The following is a 17,255-nucleotide window of genomic DNA, read 5'->3' on the forward strand; positions in this document are numbered from 1 at the left end:
ATGAAATATGATATTCGGATCGCAGGGGTCCCCCTGGGAGCAAGAACGCGATTAAGGATGAGTGGTCTTCAGTGTCGTTGCTCAGCGGTCAGGCCGCGGTGGTCACGGGTGGTGCACAGGGTCTCGGTTTCGCTATCGCGGAGCGATTCGTCGCCGAAGGCGCGCGCGTCGTGCTCGGAGACGTGAATCTCGAGGCGACCGAAACTGCCGCCAAGCAGCTGGGCGGTCATGACGTTGCCCTGGCGGTCCGGTGCGATGTGACTCAAGCGGCCGATGTCGAGAGCCTCATCCAGACCGCGGTCGAGCGCTTCGGCGGCCTGGACATCATGGTCAACAACGCCGGGATCACCCGCGACGCGACGATGCGCAAGATGACCGAGGAACAATTCGATCAGGTCATCGACGTGCACCTGAAAGGGACCTGGAACGGCATCCGTCTGGCGGCGGCCATCATGCGGGAAAACAAGCGCGGCGCGATCATCAACATGTCGTCGGTGTCCGGCAAGGTCGGCATGATCGGCCAGACCAACTACTCCGCGGCCAAGGCCGGGATCGTCGGGATGACCAAGGCCGCCGCCAAGGAACTCGCCTATCTGGGAGTCCGGGTGAACGTCATCGCCCCCGGCTTGATTCGCTCGGCCATGACGGAGGCCATGCCGCAACGCATTTGGGATCAGAAGGAGGCCGAGGTTCCGATGGGCCGGGCGGGGGAGCCCAGCGAGGTCGCCAGCGTCGCGTTGTTCCTGGCCTCCGACCTGTCCTCGTATATGACCGGCACCGTCATGGAAGTCACCGGCGGCCGGCACATCTGAGCTTGCCGCGAAAGGATAACCATGCGTGAAGCGGTTATTTGTGAGCCGGTACGGACACCGATCGGCCGCTACGGCGGAATGTTCAAGTCGCAGACCGCGGTCGACCTCGGTGTCGCCGCGCTGAAAGGACTACTCGAACGAACCGGACTTGCGCCGGAGGCCGTGCACGACGTCATCCTCGGGCACTGCTATCCGAGCAGCGAGGCGCCCGCGATCGGGCGAGTGGTGGCATTGGATTCCGGTCTGCCCGTGACGGTTCCGGGCATGCAGGTCGATCGCCGCTGCGGGTCCGGTCTGCAGGCGGTGATTCAGGCGTGCCTGCAGGTGGCCAACGGCGACCACGACCTCGTCATCGCCGGCGGATGCGAAAGCATGAGCAATGTCGCGTTCTATTCCACCGACATGCGGTGGGGTGGCGCGCGCGGGGGTGTCCGGGTGCACGACGGGCTGGCCCGGGGACGCACCACGGCCGGCGGCCGGCACCATCCGGTTCCGGGCGGCATGCTGGAAACGGCTGAGAACCTGCGTCGCCAGTACGGCATTTCGCGCCGGGAGCAAGACGAGCTCGCGGTGCGCTCACACCAGCGTGCCGTGGCGGCGCAAAAGAACGGCGTATTCGCGGAGGAGATCATTCCTGTCGAGGTCCGCAGTCGGCACGGCGAGGAAATCATCGACACCGATGAGCATCCACGCGCCGACACATCGGTCGAGTCGCTGAGCAAGCTCAAACCCGTTCTGCTGGCCGAAGATCCGGATGCGACGGTCACCGCCGGCAATTCCAGCGGACAGAACGATGCGGCTTCCATGTGCGTGGTGACCACGCGCGAGAAGGCCGCAGAATATGGGCTGAGGCCGTTGGTCCGCATGGTGTCGTGGGGGCTGGCGGGCGTGGCGCCGAACGTCATGGGCATCGGCCCGGTGCCCGCGACCGAGGTTGCGCTCGGCAAGGCGGGCCTGCAACTGTCCGACATCGACGTCATCGAACTCAACGAAGCCTTTGCCGCACAAGCGCTTGCGGTGATGCGCGAATGGAATTTCGGCTCGGCCGACCACGACCGAACCAATGTGCACGGGTCGGGCATCTCACTGGGTCACCCGGTCGGCGCCACCGGCGGCAGGATGTTGGCGTCCCTGGCGCGCGAACTGCATCGCCGGGAGGCGCGCTACGGGTTAGAGACCATGTGCATCGGCGGCGGCCAGGGGCTTGCCGCGGTCTTCGAACGGGTCGCTTCGACGTGAGCGAGTTGCCGCTGAGCGGCCTGACCGTGGTGGAGGTGTCGAGCTTCGTCGCCGCACCGCTGTGCGGCATGACGCTGGGTCAGCTCGGCGCCCAGGTGATCCGAATCGACCCGATCGGCGGCGCCTCCGACGTCCAGCGGTGGCCGCTGGCGGCGGACGGCACGTCGATCTACTGGACCGGATTGAACAAGGGGAAACGTTCGGCCACCATCGATCTGCGCTCGGCAGAAGGTCAAGAACTCGTCCAGCGGCTGATCGTCGAGGGCGACGGCATCGTCGTCACCAACGCCGCGGGTCTGTCCTGGCTGAGCCATGATCAGTTGTTCGCCAAGCGTTCCGACGTGATCCACGTGCAGCTCGTTGGGCGTGGCGACGGTTCCACCGGGGTGGACTACACCGTGAACGCCGGTCTCGGATTCCCGCTCGTGACCGGACCGGCCGATCATGCCGGTCCGATCAATCATGTGCTGCCCGCCTGGGATGTGTGCTGCGGCCTGTACGCCGCGCTGGCCGTGGTCACGGCCGTCCGGCGCCGCGAGCAATCCGGGAGGGGTGCGCGCATCAGCCTGGCGCTCGAGGACGTCGCGCTGGCCACCGCGGGAAATCTGGGCCTGCTGACCGAGCCGCAGGTCAACGGGACCCAACGCCAGCGATTGGGCAACGCCATCTACGGCCAATACGGCCAGGACTTCACCAGTCGCGACGGTGTGGCATTCATGGTTGTCACGTTGACCGGCAGGCACTTTCGCGACCTGGTCGATGCGACGGGCACCAGCGCCGCGGTGTCGGCGCTCGCCGGGGCACTCGGTGTGGACTTCGCCGCCGAAGGGGACCGCTATCGGTACCGTGATGCTCTCTCCGGCCTGTTCTCCACCTGGTTCGCCGAGCACACGGCCGACGAAGTCACCGCGGCATTGTCGAACACCACCGTCCTGTTCGAGCGATATCGCACCTTCGCGGAGGCCGCGGAACACCCCAAAGTGACCGCAAACCCGCTCTTCTCACGGCTGCATCAACCCGGTGTCGGAGACTATTTCGCGCCGGGCCTGCCGATCTCGTTCGACGGCACCCATCCCGCCAGCGCTCCGGCACCCACCCTGGGGCAAGACACCGCCGATCTGCTCGCGCAGTGCCTGGGATTGATCCCGGCCGACATCGAGCGCTTGATAAGCACCAACACGATAGGGAACGACAGCCCATGACCAGACTCGCGCAGACGCTCGGCCTGACCGAATTTCAGACCGAAATCATTTCCACCGTACGACAATTCGTCGACAAGGAAGTCATTCCCAACGCGCCGGAACTCGAGCGCGCCGACACCTACCCCCAGGACATCGTCGACCAGATGCGCGAGATGGGTCTGTTCGGACTGATGATTCCGCAGGAGTACGGCGGCCTGGGGGAGTCGCTGCTCACGTACGCCCTCTGCGTCGAGGAGCTGGCACGCGGGTGGATGAGCGTGTCGGGGGTGCTCAACACCCACTTCATCGTGGCGTACATGCTGCGTCAGCATGGCACCGACGAGCAGAAGCAGCGGTTCCTGCCCCGCATGGCGATCGGCGAATCCCGCGGCGCGTTCTCGATGTCCGAGCCCGAGCTGGGCTCCGACGTCGCCGCGATCCGCACCCGGGCCAAGCGGAATTCCGACGGCGCCTACAGCATCGACGGACAGAAGATGTGGCTGACCAATGGCGCGACGTCGACGCTCGTGGCGGTGCTGGTGCGCACCGACGAAGGTTCGGACAAGCCACACCGCAACCTGACCGCGTTTCTTGTCGAGAAACCCGTCGGTTTCGGTGAAGTCGTGCCGGGCCTGACGATTCCCGGCAAGATCGACAAACTCGGCTACAAGGGCATCGAAACCACCGAGCTCATCTTCGACGGGTACCGGGCGAGCGCCGACGACATCCTCGGTGGCACACTGGGGCAGGGATTCTTCCAGATGATGGACGGCATCGAGGTCGGCCGGGTCAACGTGTCGGCACGAGCCTGCGGCATCGGAATCCGCGCCTTCGAACTCGCCGTGCGTTACGCGCAGCAACGCCACACCTTCGGCAAGCCGATCGCCGAGCACCAGGCCATCGCGTTCCAGCTGGCCGAGATGGCGACCAAAGTCGAAGCCGCACACCTCATGATGGTCAACGCGGCGCGGCTGAAGGACTCGGGAGAACGCAACGACGTCGCCGCCGGCATGGCCAAATACCTTGCCAGCGAATACTGTTCGGAGGTCACGCAGCAGAGCTTCCGGATTCACGGCGGCTACGGCTATTCCAAGGAATACGAGATCGAGCGGCTGATGCGCGATGCGCCGTTCCTGCTCATCGGCGAAGGAACCAGCGAGATCCAGAAGTCCATCATCAGCAAGCGATTGCTCGCCGAGTATCGGGTGTGAGGCGATGAGCGTTCCGGATTTCGCCGCGCGGCCTCAGCTTTCCGAGGACGTCGCGCGATTCGTCCGCACCCGGATATTCGACGGCACCTACGCCGCGGGATCCTACGTTCGGCTAGACCAGCTTGCCGCGGAACTGGGGATCAGTGTCACCCCGGTGCGTGAGGCGCTGTTCGCCCTGCGCGCCGAGGGCCTCATCGCCCAGCAGCCGCGCCGGGGATTCGTGGTGTTGCCCGTGACCGGGCGCGATGTCGCCGACGTCGCCAACGTGCAGGCTCACGTCGGCGGCGAGCTGGCCGCACGCGCCGCGATCAACATCACCGACGACCAGTTGCGCGAACTCAAGGAGATCCAAGCGCAGCTCGAAGACGCCTATGCCGGCGACGACCATGAGCGAACCGTTCGTCTCAACCACGAATTCCATCGGGCCATCAACGTTGCCGCGGATTCACCCAAGCTCGCCCAGCTGATGTTGCAGATCACCCGCTACGCCCCGGAATCGGTGTTCCCCAACATCAAAGGGTGGCCGGAACAGTCGATGAAGGACCATCGCCGGATCCTGTCCGCGCTGAAAAAGCGCGACGACAAACTCGCGCGGGCCGCGATGTCAGAACACCTTGCCGCCGGCGCCGTTCCGCTGATCGACCACCTCACCGCCCATGGGGTTGTCGTGGAGGTAAACGGTTCACGGGACTAGCTGTTGTTGTGCGAGCGCGGCGGGGCTTACCCTGCCATTGGGGTGGGCAACGGTACGGAGATGAGAAATGCCCCCAATCCTTCGCACGTCGGCCGTGTTCGCCGCATGCATGGTCGCGCTCGCGCCTCCGGCCATCGCCGACCCGCTCGACCCGATCCCCGGCAATGGTGTCTTTGTCGTCGGACCCGACATTGCACCGGGCCTCTACCACACTGGCGGGTCGGGGTCGGCCTTTGGCGTCTGGATCAACAATGTGCCGACCCAGGACTCGATGTGCTCGTGGTTCACCTACAGCACGCCCGATGCGAACAAGGACCATGTGCTCCAGACGAACACCTCCATCGGTCCGATGTTCGCCAATATCAACACATCGGTTAAGGCCTTCGAGTCGCAGAACTGTCAACCCTGGACGCGAGTCCAATGACCCGTCACCTGCCGGCCTTGTCCCGGAACGTGTTGCGATAGCTTTGCGGTGCCACCCCGACCAGTCGGCGAAACTGTTCACGGAAATTCGTCGCCGATGCGAAACCGACTCGGCGTGAGACGTTTTCGACGCTGTCGGACGTTCTCTCCAGCAGCTCCTGCGCATGCTTGATCCGAATACCGTTGACCCACTGCATGGGTGTCTGCCCCGTCTCTTGCTTGAAGCGCCGGTTGATGGTCCTCTCACTGGTGGACGCCTGACGCGCGATCTCGCGGAGGGTCAGCGGCAGGTGCGCGTTGTTTTCGATCCATGCCAGCAGGCCATCGAGTTCGGTGTTGGACATGCGGCGATTGCGGATGATGAATTGCGCTTGCCCGCCGGTGCGATGGAGCGGGGTGACGGCCAAGCGAGCGGCGTCGGCGGCCGCCGCGGAACCGTAGTCGCTTGCGACCATATGCAGGCAGAGATCCAGGCCCGCTGATGCTCCGGCCGAAGTGAGAATCTGCCCCTCGTCGACGTAGAGGGCATCGGCGTCGAGCCGGACGTTGGGATAAGCGGCAGAGAACAATTCGGCCGCCAGCCAGTGGGTGGTCGCGCGCCTGCCGTCCAAGATGCCCGCGGCCGCCACGGTGAAGGCTCCGCTACAAATGGATGCGATTCGGGCGCCGCGGCTGTGGGCCGACTTGAGGGCGATGGCGACGTCGTCGCGGACCGGCACCGTGACGTCGTTGCGTCCCGGCACGACGATGGTGTCGGCGTTGCCGAGTTCTTCCAGGCCGAAGTCGGTGCAGATGCGGATCGGTCCGGCCGTTAGGAGGGGCTCGCAACCGCACACTCGGACCCGGTAGCCGGGCGCGCCGTCCTCGAGCCGGACACGGCCGAATACCTCGACCGCGATGGCGACGTCGAACGCGATGACATCCGGCTCCGCCAGCACTGCCACGCGATGCATGGCTTGGCAATATACCGGCGCATCGTGTCAATCCAGCCACTGGCCCACCGCCGCCCGACCCATGACGATGGCTGAATGCATGCGCAAATCGTGCTGTACGACGGGTTCGACCCGCTCGACGTCGTGGGGCCCTTCGAAGTGCTGGCCGCGGGCAGCGACAGGGTGGGGGGCGAGCTGACCGTGACGCTGGTGTCGGCGGAAGGGGCGCGCAGCGTGACCGGGGGAACCCGTGGACTCGCGTTGACCGCCACCGCCACGCTTGATCCGGACAGCCGCGGGTGTGTGATCGTGCCCGGCGCCAGCGGGCCCGTGGCCGGGGACCCGGATGACGGCGTCGAGACCATTCCGGTGGTTTTGGCCCGGGCAAGCCAGACCGAGCTAACGCCGTTGTTGCGGAAGGCTTTCGCCAACCCAGAGGTGACGATGGCGGCGGTGTGCGGGGGATCGGTGGTGATGGCGATGGCGGGCCTGATCGAAGGACGCCACGCGGCGACGCATCATTTGGGATTGGAGTTACTCGAGGCTTCCGGCGTGCACCCGGTGGCGGCTCGGGTCGTCGACGACGGGGATCTGGTCACCGCGGGTGGGGTGACATCGGGGCTGGACTTGGGTCTCTACCTGCTGGAGCGGTGGTACGGCCCGCGAATTCCGCGCGCCGTCGAGGAACTCTTCGAGTACGAGCGCCGGGGCACCGTGTGGCGCCCAAGCGGGCGAGAACCAGTGGAGGCATGAGTTGGGTATCGAAGGCGAATGGGACGTCACGATCAAAACGCCGATCGGCACACTCGCCGTGGAGTATGTGTTCAGGGAATCTCGTGACGGGCTCGGCGGGACGGCGACCTATAAGTCCGAAACGGTTCCGTTGCAAGGCATTCGGAGCGAGATCGTCGCGGACGGCACCCGGTTGACATGGCGGCAATCGGTGACCAAGCCCATTCGGCTGAATCTGGCCTTCGACGTCGTGGTCGACGGTGGCGTCATGACCGGGCATTCTCGCGCGGGCCGGTTGCCGCGGTCGGCGGTGTCCGGCAGTCGCCGTTAGTCGCGCTGCGCCCCGAGCAGTGCCTCCCGCAGGCGCTGGATGTCGACCTTGCCGGTGCCGCCGCGCGGAACGTCGTCGTCGGATCGCAGCATCAGCCACACAGTCGGAACTTTGAAGGCGCTCAGCAGCTTTCGGGCAGCGACCCTCAGTTGTTCGGGCGTGAGCTCGTCGTGGCAAACCACCGCCGCGCCGACCCGCTCACCTGACGGCCCGGAGACGTTGGTGACGTACGCGTTCTGGACGCCGTCGATCGTGCGCAGCGCGCGCTCCACCTCGCTCGGGTATACGGTCGCGCCGCTCACTTTGAACATGTCGTCGGATCTGCCGTGGTAGAACAGGAACCCGTCTCGATCGAGGTGGCCGAGATCGCCGGTGGGGTAGAAGCCGTCGGCGGTGAACAGTTCTTCGCGGCTGCGACGGCAAATGCCGCGAAGCGTGTGCGGTCCCCGAATCTGGATCATGCCCACGGTTCCCGCGGGAACCGGTCCACCGCCATCCGGGTCGACGATCCGGACCTCCATGCCCCGGAAGGGTTTTCCGCAGCTGCCCCACGCCGTCGGCGGCATGTCGGTGTCGGCGGGATAGCCGCAGTAGGGCCCGAACGCCTCCGTCATGCCGAACAGCGTGGCCCGCGCCCCGGGAGCGGCGCGCTGCTCGGGCGGCAGCAGCGCTTCCAGGCTGCCGTGCCGCAGCGCCGACAGGTCGGCGCCAACCGTTTCCGCGTGCCGGGCCAGCGCCTCGGCCTGATCGGGCCAGCCGCGAAACAATGTGACGCGCTCGGTTTCGAGGAGCCGCAGGGTGGTTTCGGGGCGCGGGATTTCCTCGGTCACGAGGGTGGCACCGGCCAGCAGCGCCGACAGTATCCCGCTGCCGAAGCCGCCGACCCAGAAGAACGGCATCGGGAGATACAGGCGCGTGTCGGTGGCGATGCAGCGTGCCGACAGGCCCGACTCGACCGCGCCCAACGCATTGCCATGCGAGTGGATGACACCCTTGGGTGCTCCGCTGCTGCCGGAGGTGAACATAATGACCAGCGGGTCGGCGGGGGTGACCGTTTCGGTCATGGCGTCGACGATCCGGCGAGCGCCCTCACCGGCCGCGGCGTGGTCGTCGAACCGGTCCGCCAGCCAAACTTCGCGCAGGGCGGGAAGTTCGAGCCGCGGCATGGAGCAGACCTCCTCCAGGTAGCGGTGGCCGCGGAATTCCGCGACGCTCACCAGGAACTGCACCGAGGCGGCCCGTAGCTGGGCGACCAGTTCCCCGGCCCGCAGCAGCGTGCTCAGCGGAACCAGCACCGCGCCAATCCGGGTCAGGGCGACGGCGACCTGCACCCAGCGCACGCAGTTGGGCATGATCAGCCCGACCCGGGTGCCCTTTCCGATGCCGGCGTCGACGAAGATCGCGGCCAAATCGCGTGTGGTTGTGTCGAGTTCGCGGTAGCTGATCCGGGTCGTCGGGTCGATCACCATCGGTTTGGCGCCGTGCTGTGTGGCACGCAACCTGACAAGCCGGTCGATGGTGTCAGGCATCGAACAGCTTCCTCAGCCGCTGCGTGTCGACCTTGCCGCTGGACAGCAGCGGTATTTCGGCGCGGGTCAGGGCGGCGAACCGCCTCGGGATTTTGTACGCCGACAATTCGGCCCTGAGCCGCTCGCGCAACGCGCCTTCGTCGAGATTGGGCTGGACGACGACGGCCGCTACCAGCTCGCCCCGCTCGGCGTCCGGAATGCCCACGACGTGTGCCTCGGCGCCGGTGACCTTGGCGATGGCCTTCTCCACCTCGGCCGCCGAGACGTTGGCGCCCGCCGTTTTGATCATCGCGCTGAGCCGGCCGGCGAAATAAAAGAAGCCGTCCGCGTCGACGCGCACCAAATCGCCGGTGTGGAACCAGCCGTCGGCGTCGAAGCATTCCTCGCGGCCGCGCTTGTAATACCGCTGCATCACGTACGGTCCGCGAATGCACAGCTCCCCGACTCCCGCGGAATCGGGATCGACGATTTTGGTCTCGAATCCCGGTGCCGGCTTACCGAACGATCCCCGCCGCGCTTCGGGCTGATCCGATTCGTCGTCGCTGATCAGTACGACGCTGCCGGCCTCGGTCATGCCCAGCATGTTGTGACGCAACTCCGGGTCGGCCGGGCGAACATCGGGCGGCATGATCGGGTACAAGTTGCCGCGGCGCATCGAGGACAGATCGCGTTCGGCGAAGCTGGGATGGTTGGCCAGGTGAACGACCCCGGCTGCGAAACCGTTGGTCATGGTTGGCTTTTCGGCCTCCAGCAGGTCGAGCGTCTCGCCGGCATCGCTGGCGTTGGAGCACACCAGCGTCGACCCGGCAACCAGGGTGGCCAGCAGGCCAAACGCGAACCCACCGATCCAGAAAAACGGCGAATTGCAGAACAGCTTGTCGGCCGCGGTCAAACCGCGGATCTCGTTGAGGTTTTGCTGATGTTCGAGCAGGGCGGCGTGGGTGTGCACCACTCCTTTGGGAGCGCTCGCCGATCCCGACGTGTACACGACGGCCAGCGGATCGCAGCCGTCGACATCGTGTTCCATGGCCGCGAGCAGCGCGGGCTCGACGGACGTGGCCAGCCCGCAGAGCTGCCCATGCGTGAGCGCAACGTGGCGCAATTGCGGTGCGGCGGAGACGAACAGGCGTTCGCCCGAATCGAAGCGGGGGTCCGCCAGCGCCTCGGCGATTCGTTCCGCGTAATCGTGGGAGCGGAACGACTCGGCGCTCAAGAGAATTTCGACATCGCTGTGGACCAGTTGCTCGCGCAGCTCGCGAGCGGTGACGAAAGTCGAAAACGGGATCACGACGGCGCCGATTCGCGCGGCCGCGAGCATCCCGACGACGAACTCGAGGCCGTTTGGATAGAGCAGGCCGACATGTGTTCCCTTGCCGGCGCCGAGGGCGATCAGTCCGCGGGCCAGCTCGGCCGACCGCTGATCGGCCTCGGCGTAGCCGATGCGATCGGCGTCGCAGACCAGAAGCGGGTGGCCACCGCGCGACTGCGTCTGGGTCCGCAGGATTCCGGCGACCGTCAACTCACCGCACATGGTCTCGCTGCGCGGCGGATTCGTCGAAGAAACGCTGGACCGCACTCAGATCGGCCTTACCCGACGGTGTGCGCGGGATCGTGTCGACGACCGCGATTTCGGTCGGAATCTCGTAGCGGGCCAATCGCGTTCGCAGGTACTCCACCAGCGCGTCGGCGTCGGCGTATTCGGCTGCGCGCAGTTCCACCATGGCGACCGGAGTCTCCCCGAGCCGATCATCGGGTCGCCCGACCACCGCGGCGCCCGCCACCGCGGGGTGGCCCTCCAGTGCGACGCGGACGTCGTCGGGCAAGACCTTGAACCCGCCGCGGATGATCGCCTGATCGGCGCGCCCGACGATCCACACAAAGCCATCGGCGTCGATTCGCGCCATATCCGTGGTCCGCATCCACGTCGCCGCAGGCCCGAGTTGTCCCGGCTTCACCTCGAGCAGGCCCACCCGGTCCGGCTCGAGCGTCTCGCCGTCATCGCCGACCACCCGCAGCTGCGCGCCCGGGTTGGCCCGGCCGACGCTGCCGCGTTTGGCGCGCCAGTACTTCTGGTAGTCGGTCAGGGTCCAGCCGGCGACGCCTCCGCCGAATTCGGTTGCGGCATAGGAAGTCAACACGGGGATGCCGTACTTGTCGGTGAAGGCATCGGCGTCGTCGGCCGAGAGCGGAGCCGTGCCGCAGGTGACCGCCCGAATGCTGTCCAGGTCGGCCCGCGGCACATCGGAGTGCAACACCGTCCGCAATGCCGCCGGTACCAGCGAGACCGCGCGGGGCCGGTGCTTGCGGACCGCCTCGGCCCAGGCGTTGAGCTCGAATCTTTCCAGCAGCACAAACGATCTCGCTTCGGCGATGCATTGCAAAACCCGGAACACACCGCCGATGTGCACCAGCGGCGAATTGACGATCGCGACTCCGCGCCTCAGCCGCGTGGGCGCCGGCGCGTTCTCCGGATCGGGACCCATCACGCTGCGCGCCAGCATGTCGTAACTGAGGTCAACTCGTTTGGGAGGGCCGGTGGTTCCGCTGGTCAGCATCCGGACCGCCACGCCGGGTGGGTCAGCGGTGTCCGGCGTCGGTCGCGGCGACCCGCCGGCATCGTCCAACAGGCCCGAGATCGCGACGGTCGGGGTCTCCGGGCTGACCAGCGTCGCCAGGTCCTCGGAATCGCCGATGACCAATGGCAGTCGTAGCCCGGCGATATCGGCTCGGGTGCGCTCATCGCCCCGAGATGGATTGATGGTGACCACAGTTCCGCCGCCCAGCAGCACACCGAGGAATGCCGCGACGTGGGCTGGCCGGTTGCGCAGCAGCATCCCGATCCCGGCCTTGTGGTTGGGGGTGAGGGATGCGATGTGGCGTGCCGCGTCGCCAACTTGACGCCACGACAACCACCGGCCTTCGTACTCGATGGCGTGCGAGTCGGGCTGCAGGTCAAGTACTTCCGCGATGCGCTGGCTGAGTGGGTGAGGAGGCATCAGCGGATCTTCGGCTGGCGCGGGCCCTCGCTCTGCTGGGTGGCTAACTCGGCGGTGCCGAGCGGGTTTCCCAGCCGGGTGTAGATCAGCCCCTGCTCCAATGCGGCTCGATACGGCTTGTCCAGCGACTCCCAGATCGCCTTCACGGTGCCCTGGGTCGCCGACGGCGGCTTGGCGGCGATCGCCGCGGCGATCTCACGGGCACGGTCCCACAGCTGGTCCGGGGAGACCACCTCCGATACCAAGCCGATTCGCAGCGCGGTGTCGGCGCCGACCCGTTCGTCGTTGCCCATGAGCGCGATCCGCAACGTCTCACCCAGACCGATGCGCCGCATCAGGCCGATCGGCTCCAACGCGCAGACCAGGCCGGCCGACACGTGTGAATCGAAAAACGTTGCGTCCGTTGAGCAGATGACCACGTCGGATTCGTTGAGGAAGTAGAACGCACCCGCGGTGCACATGCCCTGGACGGCGCACACCACGGGTTTCCACATCTTCTGCCACTTGGGGCTCAGCGACTCGCCGGGATCTTGGTGGTTCCAGACGTTTTCGGGTTGGCCGTAGGGCGTCTTGATATCCAGGCCGGCGCTGAACGCCCGGTCGCCGGCGGCGCGCAGCACGACGGAGTGCACCGAGTCATCGAGTTTGACCGCGCGCCAGGCTTCGGCCATCTCCTCACACATGGCTCGGTTGAAGGCGTTGAGCTGCTCGGGCCGATTCAGCGTGATGGTCGCGACGTGGTCGGAGGCGTCGACGTCGAGCAGGATGGTTTCGAAACTCATCGACACTGCCAATCCGGATTCCGCTTTTCCACGAACGCCTTGGGCCCTTCGAGAGAATCCTCGGTGTGCAGGTTGCGTTCGCGGAACGACTCGGCCAGCATCTCGGCTTCGTGCAGCGGCAGGTCGAGGCCTTTGATGATGGCGAGCCGGGTGCCCCGAACCGCCAGCGGCGCATTGGAGTTGACGATGTCTGCGATCTCGTGGGCGCGTTCCAGCAGCCGGTCGTGTTCGACGATCTCGCTGATCAGCCCGAGCTCGTATGCCCGCTGTGCGTTCATCCGCTCATGCTTGCCCATGAGAGCCATGCGCAGGGCAATCGAGCGCGGCAGCACCCGGGCCACCCGGACCACCTCGCGCCCGGCCACGAGCCCGATGCTGACATGGGGATCGAAGAACGTCGCTTTGTCCGACGCGATGACAATGTCTCCGGTGGTGACCCAGTCCAGCCCGGCACCACAACACAATCCGTTGATCGCCGCGAGCACCGGCTTCGCCATCGTGCGAAACGGCGGCGTGCCCTCCTGCGGTGCCTCCCACTGTTCGTAGGTCGACAAATACGGCCGTTCGTTGATTACCTTGCCGTCGCCGGGAATGGCTTTGACGTCGGCCCCGGTGCAGAAGGCGCGTCCGGTGCCGGTCACGACGAGCAGCCAGACCCTGTCGTCGTTCTCGGCCTCGTCGTAGGCGGCCCGCAGTTCGGTGATCATGTGCGGGCTCAGCGCGTTGAGCGCCTCCGGCCGGTTCAGCGTGATGGTGGCCGTGTGCCCGTCGACGTCGTAGTCGATGGTGTCGAACGAGTCAGTGGGCATCCCTGCTCCTCATCGGCCGTTGAATTTCGGAGCGCGGCGTTGCCGGAAGGCTTCCAGGCCTTCTTTGAAATCGCTTGTCCGACACGATAGTTCCAGATTGAACAGCTCCTGGATCAGCGACTGGCTCAGCGTCGCATCCTGACCGAAGCCCAGCGCTTGCTTGGCCAGCCCGAGTGCGACCGTCGGCCCGGACGCCAGCCGGCCCACCAACTCCTCGGCGGCGCCGTCGAGTTCGGCGGGGCTTACCGCCTGGTGAATCAATCCCCAGTCGGCGGCACCCGCCGCGCTGACTTTCTCGCCGAGCAGCAGCATTCGCCTGGCCCGGGCCAGGCCGACCAGTCGGGGCAGCAGCCAGGTCGAGCCGGAATCCGGGCTGAAGCCGCGGTCGACGAACGGCTCCCAGAACACCGCGTCGGTCGCGGCCACGGTGAAGTCGGCGGCCAGCGCCAAATTGCAGCCGAACCCCACCGCCCGTCCCTGCACGCTGCACACCACCGGCAGCTGAATGCTCCCGACGAGCTCGATCACCCGATGGGCTTGGTGGGGAACGCGCCGCACCAGATCACCGGTACGCGGGCGCTGCCGATCGTTGGTGGCCACCCAGTCGACACCCGCACAGAAGTCGTCCCCGGCGCCCCGAAGGTGAATCGCCCGCAGCGAATCGTCGGCGGCGGCATCGGTCAACGTCTCGACCAAAGTCCCGATCATCAACTGGGTCAACGAATTACGCCGGGATGGCCGGTCGAGCGTGACCCGCAAGACCGCGCCGTCTCGGCGCACAGTCACCGAACCGTCGGCACCGGCCTTCTCGGCCTCGTGGCTCACCGTCGAATCCGGCCTTTCTCCGCCGATACGGTTACCCATACAGTAGGCAATACGATTGATACGCTGTATAAGTTAGCAAGGAAACGCTGCCGACGGAAATATCCGGGTGAAAGAGGAAGCATGGCCGAGGGCACAACCGCTTCGCCCCACACCGGCGACGCTAAGTTCGGCGAGGCCCCGCTGGCCCAGACCGTGGCCGCCGCCGGCGCCATGCGGCGCCTGAGTTCCCTGCTGCTCAGCCTCGAACACGATCACCCGACGGTCGACGTCATGCTCTCCAAGTTCGCCGAATGGGAAAGCGAGCTGGGCGCCGCCGCTCCGAAGGACTACGCGCCCCGAATAGGTGAGATGGACGACGATCCCCGGCGCGTCTATCTCAATCACGCCACGGACATCGGCGCCTACAATCCATGCTTTCCGGAGTATGGGTTCGATCATCTCGACGCCGAGACGGCCGGCGGCCGGGTCGTCTTTCCCCTCGTCTACGAAGGCCCGCCCGGACTGGTGCACGGCGGCTTTCTGGGCGTCTTTTTCGACTGCGTCATACAGCATCACAATTGCGTCACCGGGCTTTCCGGCAAGACGCGATCACTGCTCGTGACGTTCCGCCGGCCGACGCCGATGCTGACCGAGCTGCGGTTCGACATCGTTCGTTCGCAGGGCGAACGGGGGATCACGTCGACGGCCCGGCTCCTGCTCGACGACGAAGTGCTGTGCATCGGTGAGGTCAACACGTTGGCCTCGCCGCCGGAGAAGCTGACCGGATTCAAATTCGGCAGGCGGCGAAAGGAATCCGACGGATGACTGCCTCGGGCGACCCGGACGATCGGGTACTTTTCGACGTCGATGCGGAGCGGCGAATCGCGACGATCACGCTGAACAATCCCAAGCAACGCAACTCCTACGACGCCGCCATGCGCGACGCCGTCGCCCGTTGCCTGGATCGCGTGGCCGACGACGACGACCTCACGGTGGTCCTGCTGCGCGGGGTCGACGGCGTCTTCAGCACCGGCGCCGACATGAACAACGCGTACGGCTGGTATGGGAAGGAGGGCGGTCCAGACGATGCGGCGGCCAAGCGCCGTCCCAGCCAGCGCAGGCGACTCACGGTGGACCGCAAGTCATTTGGCTTCTACCACAACTTGCTGGGCTTCCCCAAGGTAACGGTCGGTGAGATCGCCGGCTACGCCCTGGGCGGCGGCTTCGAGATGGCGCTGATGACCGACATCTCCGTCATCGCGCGCGACACCAAGATCGGCATGCCGGCGACGCGCTTCCTCGGCCCGGCGCTCGGTAGCCTGCACATGTTCTTCCATCGGCTGGGGCCGGTGCTGGCCCGGCGCCTGCTGCTGACCGGCGACATCATCGAAGCCGGCGACATCGAGCAGCTCGGAATCTTCACTGACACATGCGATCCCGGCTCCGTCACGGCCCGCGCCCGGTACTGGGCCGAGAAGGCGGCCAAGATGCCGGCCGATGGAGTCGTCATCGCCAAGGAGGCGTTCCGGCTCGTCGAGCAGACCCAGGCGTACCAGGGTGAGGAAGTGGCGAGCTATCTGTTCCACGCTTTCGGCACCAACCTGCAGTTCGGCCCGGACGAGTTCAACTTCGTCAAAACCCGCGCACAGCACGGCACCAAGGAAGCATTTCGGCTACGTGATGAGCACTTCGATGTGCCGGAACCCGATGCGTGATAACGCGATTCGCCGGTGCTAACGCGCCGCCGGCGCCTTGCTCCGCGCCCGCTGAGCTGGTGACTTGGCCGCCTTGCGTTGCCGCGATGGCGCCGACTTGGCGCCCTTCGACCGCTTGCCCTCTTCGATCAACCGGTCGGCGTGGTCGAGGATGCACGTGAGGCCGTATTCGAAATTGGTGTCGTCGGGGGCCGCGATGCGGTGGCCGATTCCGGTCACCTGGGCCAGCAGGGGAGTGGTTCCGGGATCGATGGCCACGGCGTCCTCGATTGCGCGCTGTCCGAGGTCCGTCGATTGGTTCTTTTCGTAGAGCCGCTGCAGCACCACCGACCCGCGGACGTGCATCGAGACCGCGGAGTAGGTGTCGAAGGCATCCTCGGGCGTGAGCCCGGCCTCGACCAGGTTGGCGATCGCTTTTTCCATCTCCTGCGCCCCGAGGCGCGCGGCTTTGGGACTCAGCGCGGCGCGAATCAGAATCAGGTCGCACAGAATTGGGTTACCCATGAACGTCTTGCGCATCAAACGTGCATGGTTGCGCAACGTCTCGCGCCAGTCGCTGACTTCGACGTACGGGGTGGCGAACACGTACTTGCTCAAGGCGCGATCGGTCATCGCGTTGAGCAGATCGTCCTTCTTGCGGAAGTACCAGTAGATGCTGGTGACACCGACGCCGAGGTGTTTGCCAAGCAGGGGCATGCTCAGGTTGTCTATCGATACCTGCTCTGCGAGTTCGAATGCGCCGCTGATGATGTCATCGGGATTGATGGATCCGCGTTCGCGTCGCTGCCGCTTGTCAGCGGTTGCCTGCTTTGCCACTACGGGCACCTCCATCAGAATGTATCCTGCGTCTGCGGTCTTGAAGAACCGTGCCACCCGTGCAGGTGAATCTACCGGCAGATCCTCTCCCACCTGCGCATACGCGGGCGTGTCGCTGTTCGCCTTTGACCAGCCAACTCGGCTTTCGTGCAAATTTCCATCTGCTACTGTAATACCTATCGTAGGCTTTTTGGTAAATAAGGCTGGACGGGCGAAGATGGCCGGACGCAACCCTGTGGGTGAATCTCC

At 65.8% G+C, this 17,255-nt stretch carries 18 protein-coding genes; 10 read left to right on the plus strand and 8 right to left on the minus strand.

Annotated features, from left to right (window positions below):
• Positions 1–71: 71 nt before the first annotated feature.
• The 6 genes from fabG to A5744_RS09455 all read left to right on the plus strand — a co-directional run bounded on the left by fabG (position 72) and on the right by A5744_RS09455 (position 5,561).
• Positions 72–812, plus strand: a complete 741-nt coding sequence (gene fabG / locus A5744_RS09430) for a 3-oxoacyl-ACP reductase FabG (protein ID WP_139331296.1) — start codon at positions 72–74, stop codon at positions 810–812.
• Between the two features lie 21 nt (positions 813–833).
• Positions 834–2,051 carry an acetyl-CoA C-acetyltransferase gene (locus A5744_RS09435; protein WP_076060349.1) on the plus strand — a complete coding sequence of 406 codons (1,218 nt, stop codon included), beginning with the start codon at positions 834–836 and terminating at the stop codon, positions 2,049–2,051.
• On the plus strand, positions 2,048–3,253 hold the full coding sequence (locus A5744_RS09440) for a CoA transferase (RefSeq protein WP_076060351.1): 1,206 nt from the start codon (positions 2,048–2,050) through the stop codon (positions 3,251–3,253). The genes A5744_RS09435 and A5744_RS09440 overlap by 4 nt, the downstream gene beginning before the upstream one ends.
• Positions 3,250–4,443 (plus strand): acyl-CoA dehydrogenase family protein, encoded by a 1,194-nt coding sequence (locus tag A5744_RS09445; RefSeq protein ID WP_076060352.1) that lies wholly within the window; start codon positions 3,250–3,252, stop codon positions 4,441–4,443. Before A5744_RS09440 ends, A5744_RS09445 begins: the two co-directional genes overlap by 4 nt.
• Before the next feature lie 4 nt (positions 4,444–4,447).
• Complete coding sequence (locus A5744_RS09450) at positions 4,448–5,137, plus strand: GntR family transcriptional regulator (protein ID WP_076060354.1); 690 nt, start codon at positions 4,448–4,450, stop codon at positions 5,135–5,137.
• A gap of 67 nt (positions 5,138–5,204) precedes the next feature.
• A complete protein-coding gene (locus tag A5744_RS09455) occupies positions 5,205–5,561 on the plus strand; it encodes a hypothetical protein (protein WP_076060356.1) in 357 nt (118 codons plus the stop codon).
• 4 nt (positions 5,562–5,565) lie between these two features.
• On the opposite strand, the gene A5744_RS09460 is transcribed toward A5744_RS09455, so the two are convergent.
• Positions 5,566–6,513 (minus strand): helix-turn-helix domain-containing protein, encoded by a 948-nt coding sequence (locus A5744_RS09460; RefSeq protein ID WP_076060357.1) that lies wholly within the window; start codon positions 6,511–6,513, stop codon positions 5,566–5,568.
• A gap of 75 nt (positions 6,514–6,588) precedes the next feature.
• Between A5744_RS09460 and A5744_RS09465 the strand changes: the two genes are divergently transcribed.
• Positions 6,589–7,245, plus strand: a complete 657-nt coding sequence (locus A5744_RS09465) for a DJ-1/PfpI family protein (protein ID WP_076060359.1) — start codon at positions 6,589–6,591, stop codon at positions 7,243–7,245.
• Between the two features lies 1 nt (position 7,246).
• Entirely contained in the window at positions 7,247–7,555 is a 309-nt protein-coding gene (locus A5744_RS09470) for a hypothetical protein (RefSeq protein WP_076060361.1), read from the plus strand.
• Here A5744_RS09470 and A5744_RS09475 read toward each other — a convergent pair.
• Genes A5744_RS09475 through A5744_RS09500 form a run of 6 tightly spaced genes read right to left on the minus strand, consistent with a single transcriptional unit; the run spans position 7,552 to position 14,496 of the window.
• Positions 7,552–9,084 (minus strand): class I adenylate-forming enzyme family protein, encoded by a 1,533-nt coding sequence (locus tag A5744_RS09475; protein WP_076060362.1) that lies wholly within the window; start codon positions 9,082–9,084, stop codon positions 7,552–7,554. The genes A5744_RS09470 and A5744_RS09475 overlap by 4 nt on opposite strands.
• Positions 9,077–10,615 (minus strand): class I adenylate-forming enzyme family protein, encoded by a 1,539-nt coding sequence (locus A5744_RS09480; RefSeq protein WP_076060364.1) that lies wholly within the window; start codon positions 10,613–10,615, stop codon positions 9,077–9,079. The genes A5744_RS09475 and A5744_RS09480 overlap by 8 nt, the downstream gene beginning before the upstream one ends.
• A complete protein-coding gene (locus tag A5744_RS09485) occupies positions 10,605–12,080 on the minus strand; it encodes an AMP-binding protein (protein ID WP_076060365.1) in 1,476 nt (491 codons plus the stop codon). The genes A5744_RS09480 and A5744_RS09485 overlap by 11 nt, the downstream gene beginning before the upstream one ends.
• Positions 12,080–12,862 carry an enoyl-CoA hydratase/isomerase family protein gene (locus A5744_RS09490; protein ID WP_076060367.1) on the minus strand — a complete coding sequence of 261 codons (783 nt, stop codon included), beginning with the start codon at positions 12,860–12,862 and terminating at the stop codon, positions 12,080–12,082. Before A5744_RS09490 ends, A5744_RS09485 begins: the two co-directional genes overlap by 1 nt.
• Positions 12,859–13,671: an enoyl-CoA hydratase/isomerase family protein gene (locus A5744_RS09495; protein WP_076060369.1), complete on the minus strand. Its 813-nt coding sequence runs from the start codon at positions 13,669–13,671 to the stop codon at positions 12,859–12,861. Before A5744_RS09495 ends, A5744_RS09490 begins: the two co-directional genes overlap by 4 nt.
• 9 nt (positions 13,672–13,680) lie before the next feature.
• Positions 13,681–14,496, minus strand: a complete 816-nt coding sequence (locus tag A5744_RS09500) for an enoyl-CoA hydratase-related protein (protein WP_076060370.1) — start codon at positions 14,494–14,496, stop codon at positions 13,681–13,683.
• 120 nt (positions 14,497–14,616) lie between these two features.
• Here A5744_RS09500 and A5744_RS09505 point away from each other — a divergent pair, with 120 nt between their 5' ends.
• Positions 14,617–15,300, plus strand: coding sequence for a hypothetical protein (locus A5744_RS09505; protein ID WP_076060372.1), 684 nt, complete (start codon positions 14,617–14,619; stop codon positions 15,298–15,300).
• Positions 15,297–16,190, plus strand: coding sequence for an enoyl-CoA hydratase/isomerase family protein (locus A5744_RS09510; RefSeq protein ID WP_076060373.1), 894 nt, complete (start codon positions 15,297–15,299; stop codon positions 16,188–16,190). The genes A5744_RS09505 and A5744_RS09510 overlap by 4 nt, the downstream gene beginning before the upstream one ends.
• 18 nt (positions 16,191–16,208) lie before the next feature.
• On the opposite strand, the gene A5744_RS09515 is transcribed toward A5744_RS09510, so the two are convergent.
• Entirely contained in the window at positions 16,209–17,021 is an 813-nt protein-coding gene (locus A5744_RS09515) for a TetR family transcriptional regulator (protein WP_076060658.1), read from the minus strand.
• Between the last annotated feature and the right edge of the window lie 234 nt (positions 17,022–17,255).

The sequence above is a fragment of the Mycobacterium sp. IS-1264 genome, from assembly GCF_001954195.1.
Taxonomy (GTDB): Bacteria; Actinomycetota; Actinomycetes; order Mycobacteriales; family Mycobacteriaceae; genus Mycobacterium.

What these genes read in the sequence shown, in the direction of transcription:
- A5744_RS09435 (WP_076060349.1), top strand. Translation starts at nt 834, where the DNA reads ATGCGTGAAGCGGTTATTTGTGAGCCGGTACGGACACCGATCGGCCGC.
- A5744_RS09445 (WP_076060352.1), top strand. Translation starts at nt 3,250, where the DNA reads ATGACCAGACTCGCGCAGACGCTCGGCCTGACCGAATTTCAGACCGAA.
- A5744_RS09450 (WP_076060354.1), top strand. Translation starts at nt 4,448, where the DNA reads ATGAGCGTTCCGGATTTCGCCGCGCGGCCTCAGCTTTCCGAGGACGTC.
- A5744_RS09455 (WP_076060356.1), top strand. Translation starts at nt 5,205, where the DNA reads ATGCCCCCAATCCTTCGCACGTCGGCCGTGTTCGCCGCATGCATGGTC.
- A5744_RS09460 (WP_076060357.1), bottom strand. Translation starts at nt 6,513, where the DNA reads ATGCATCGCGTGGCAGTGCTGGCGGAGCCGGATGTCATCGCGTTCGAC.
- A5744_RS09465 (WP_076060359.1), top strand. Translation starts at nt 6,589, where the DNA reads ATGCATGCGCAAATCGTGCTGTACGACGGGTTCGACCCGCTCGACGTC.
- A5744_RS09475 (WP_076060362.1), bottom strand. Translation starts at nt 9,084, where the DNA reads ATGCCTGACACCATCGACCGGCTTGTCAGGTTGCGTGCCACACAGCAC.
- A5744_RS09480 (WP_076060364.1), bottom strand. Translation starts at nt 10,615, where the DNA reads ATGTGCGGTGAGTTGACGGTCGCCGGAATCCTGCGGACCCAGACGCAG.
- A5744_RS09485 (WP_076060365.1), bottom strand. Translation starts at nt 12,080, where the DNA reads ATGCCTCCTCACCCACTCAGCCAGCGCATCGCGGAAGTACTTGACCTG.
- A5744_RS09490 (WP_076060367.1), bottom strand. Translation starts at nt 12,862, where the DNA reads ATGAGTTTCGAAACCATCCTGCTCGACGTCGACGCCTCCGACCACGTC.
- A5744_RS09495 (WP_076060369.1), bottom strand. Translation starts at nt 13,671, where the DNA reads ATGCCCACTGACTCGTTCGACACCATCGACTACGACGTCGACGGGCAC.
- A5744_RS09505 (WP_076060372.1), top strand. Translation starts at nt 14,617, where the DNA reads ATGGCCGAGGGCACAACCGCTTCGCCCCACACCGGCGACGCTAAGTTC.
- A5744_RS09510 (WP_076060373.1), top strand. Translation starts at nt 15,297, where the DNA reads ATGACTGCCTCGGGCGACCCGGACGATCGGGTACTTTTCGACGTCGAT.
- A5744_RS09515 (WP_076060658.1), bottom strand. Translation starts at nt 17,021, where the DNA reads ATGGAGGTGCCCGTAGTGGCAAAGCAGGCAACCGCTGACAAGCGGCAG.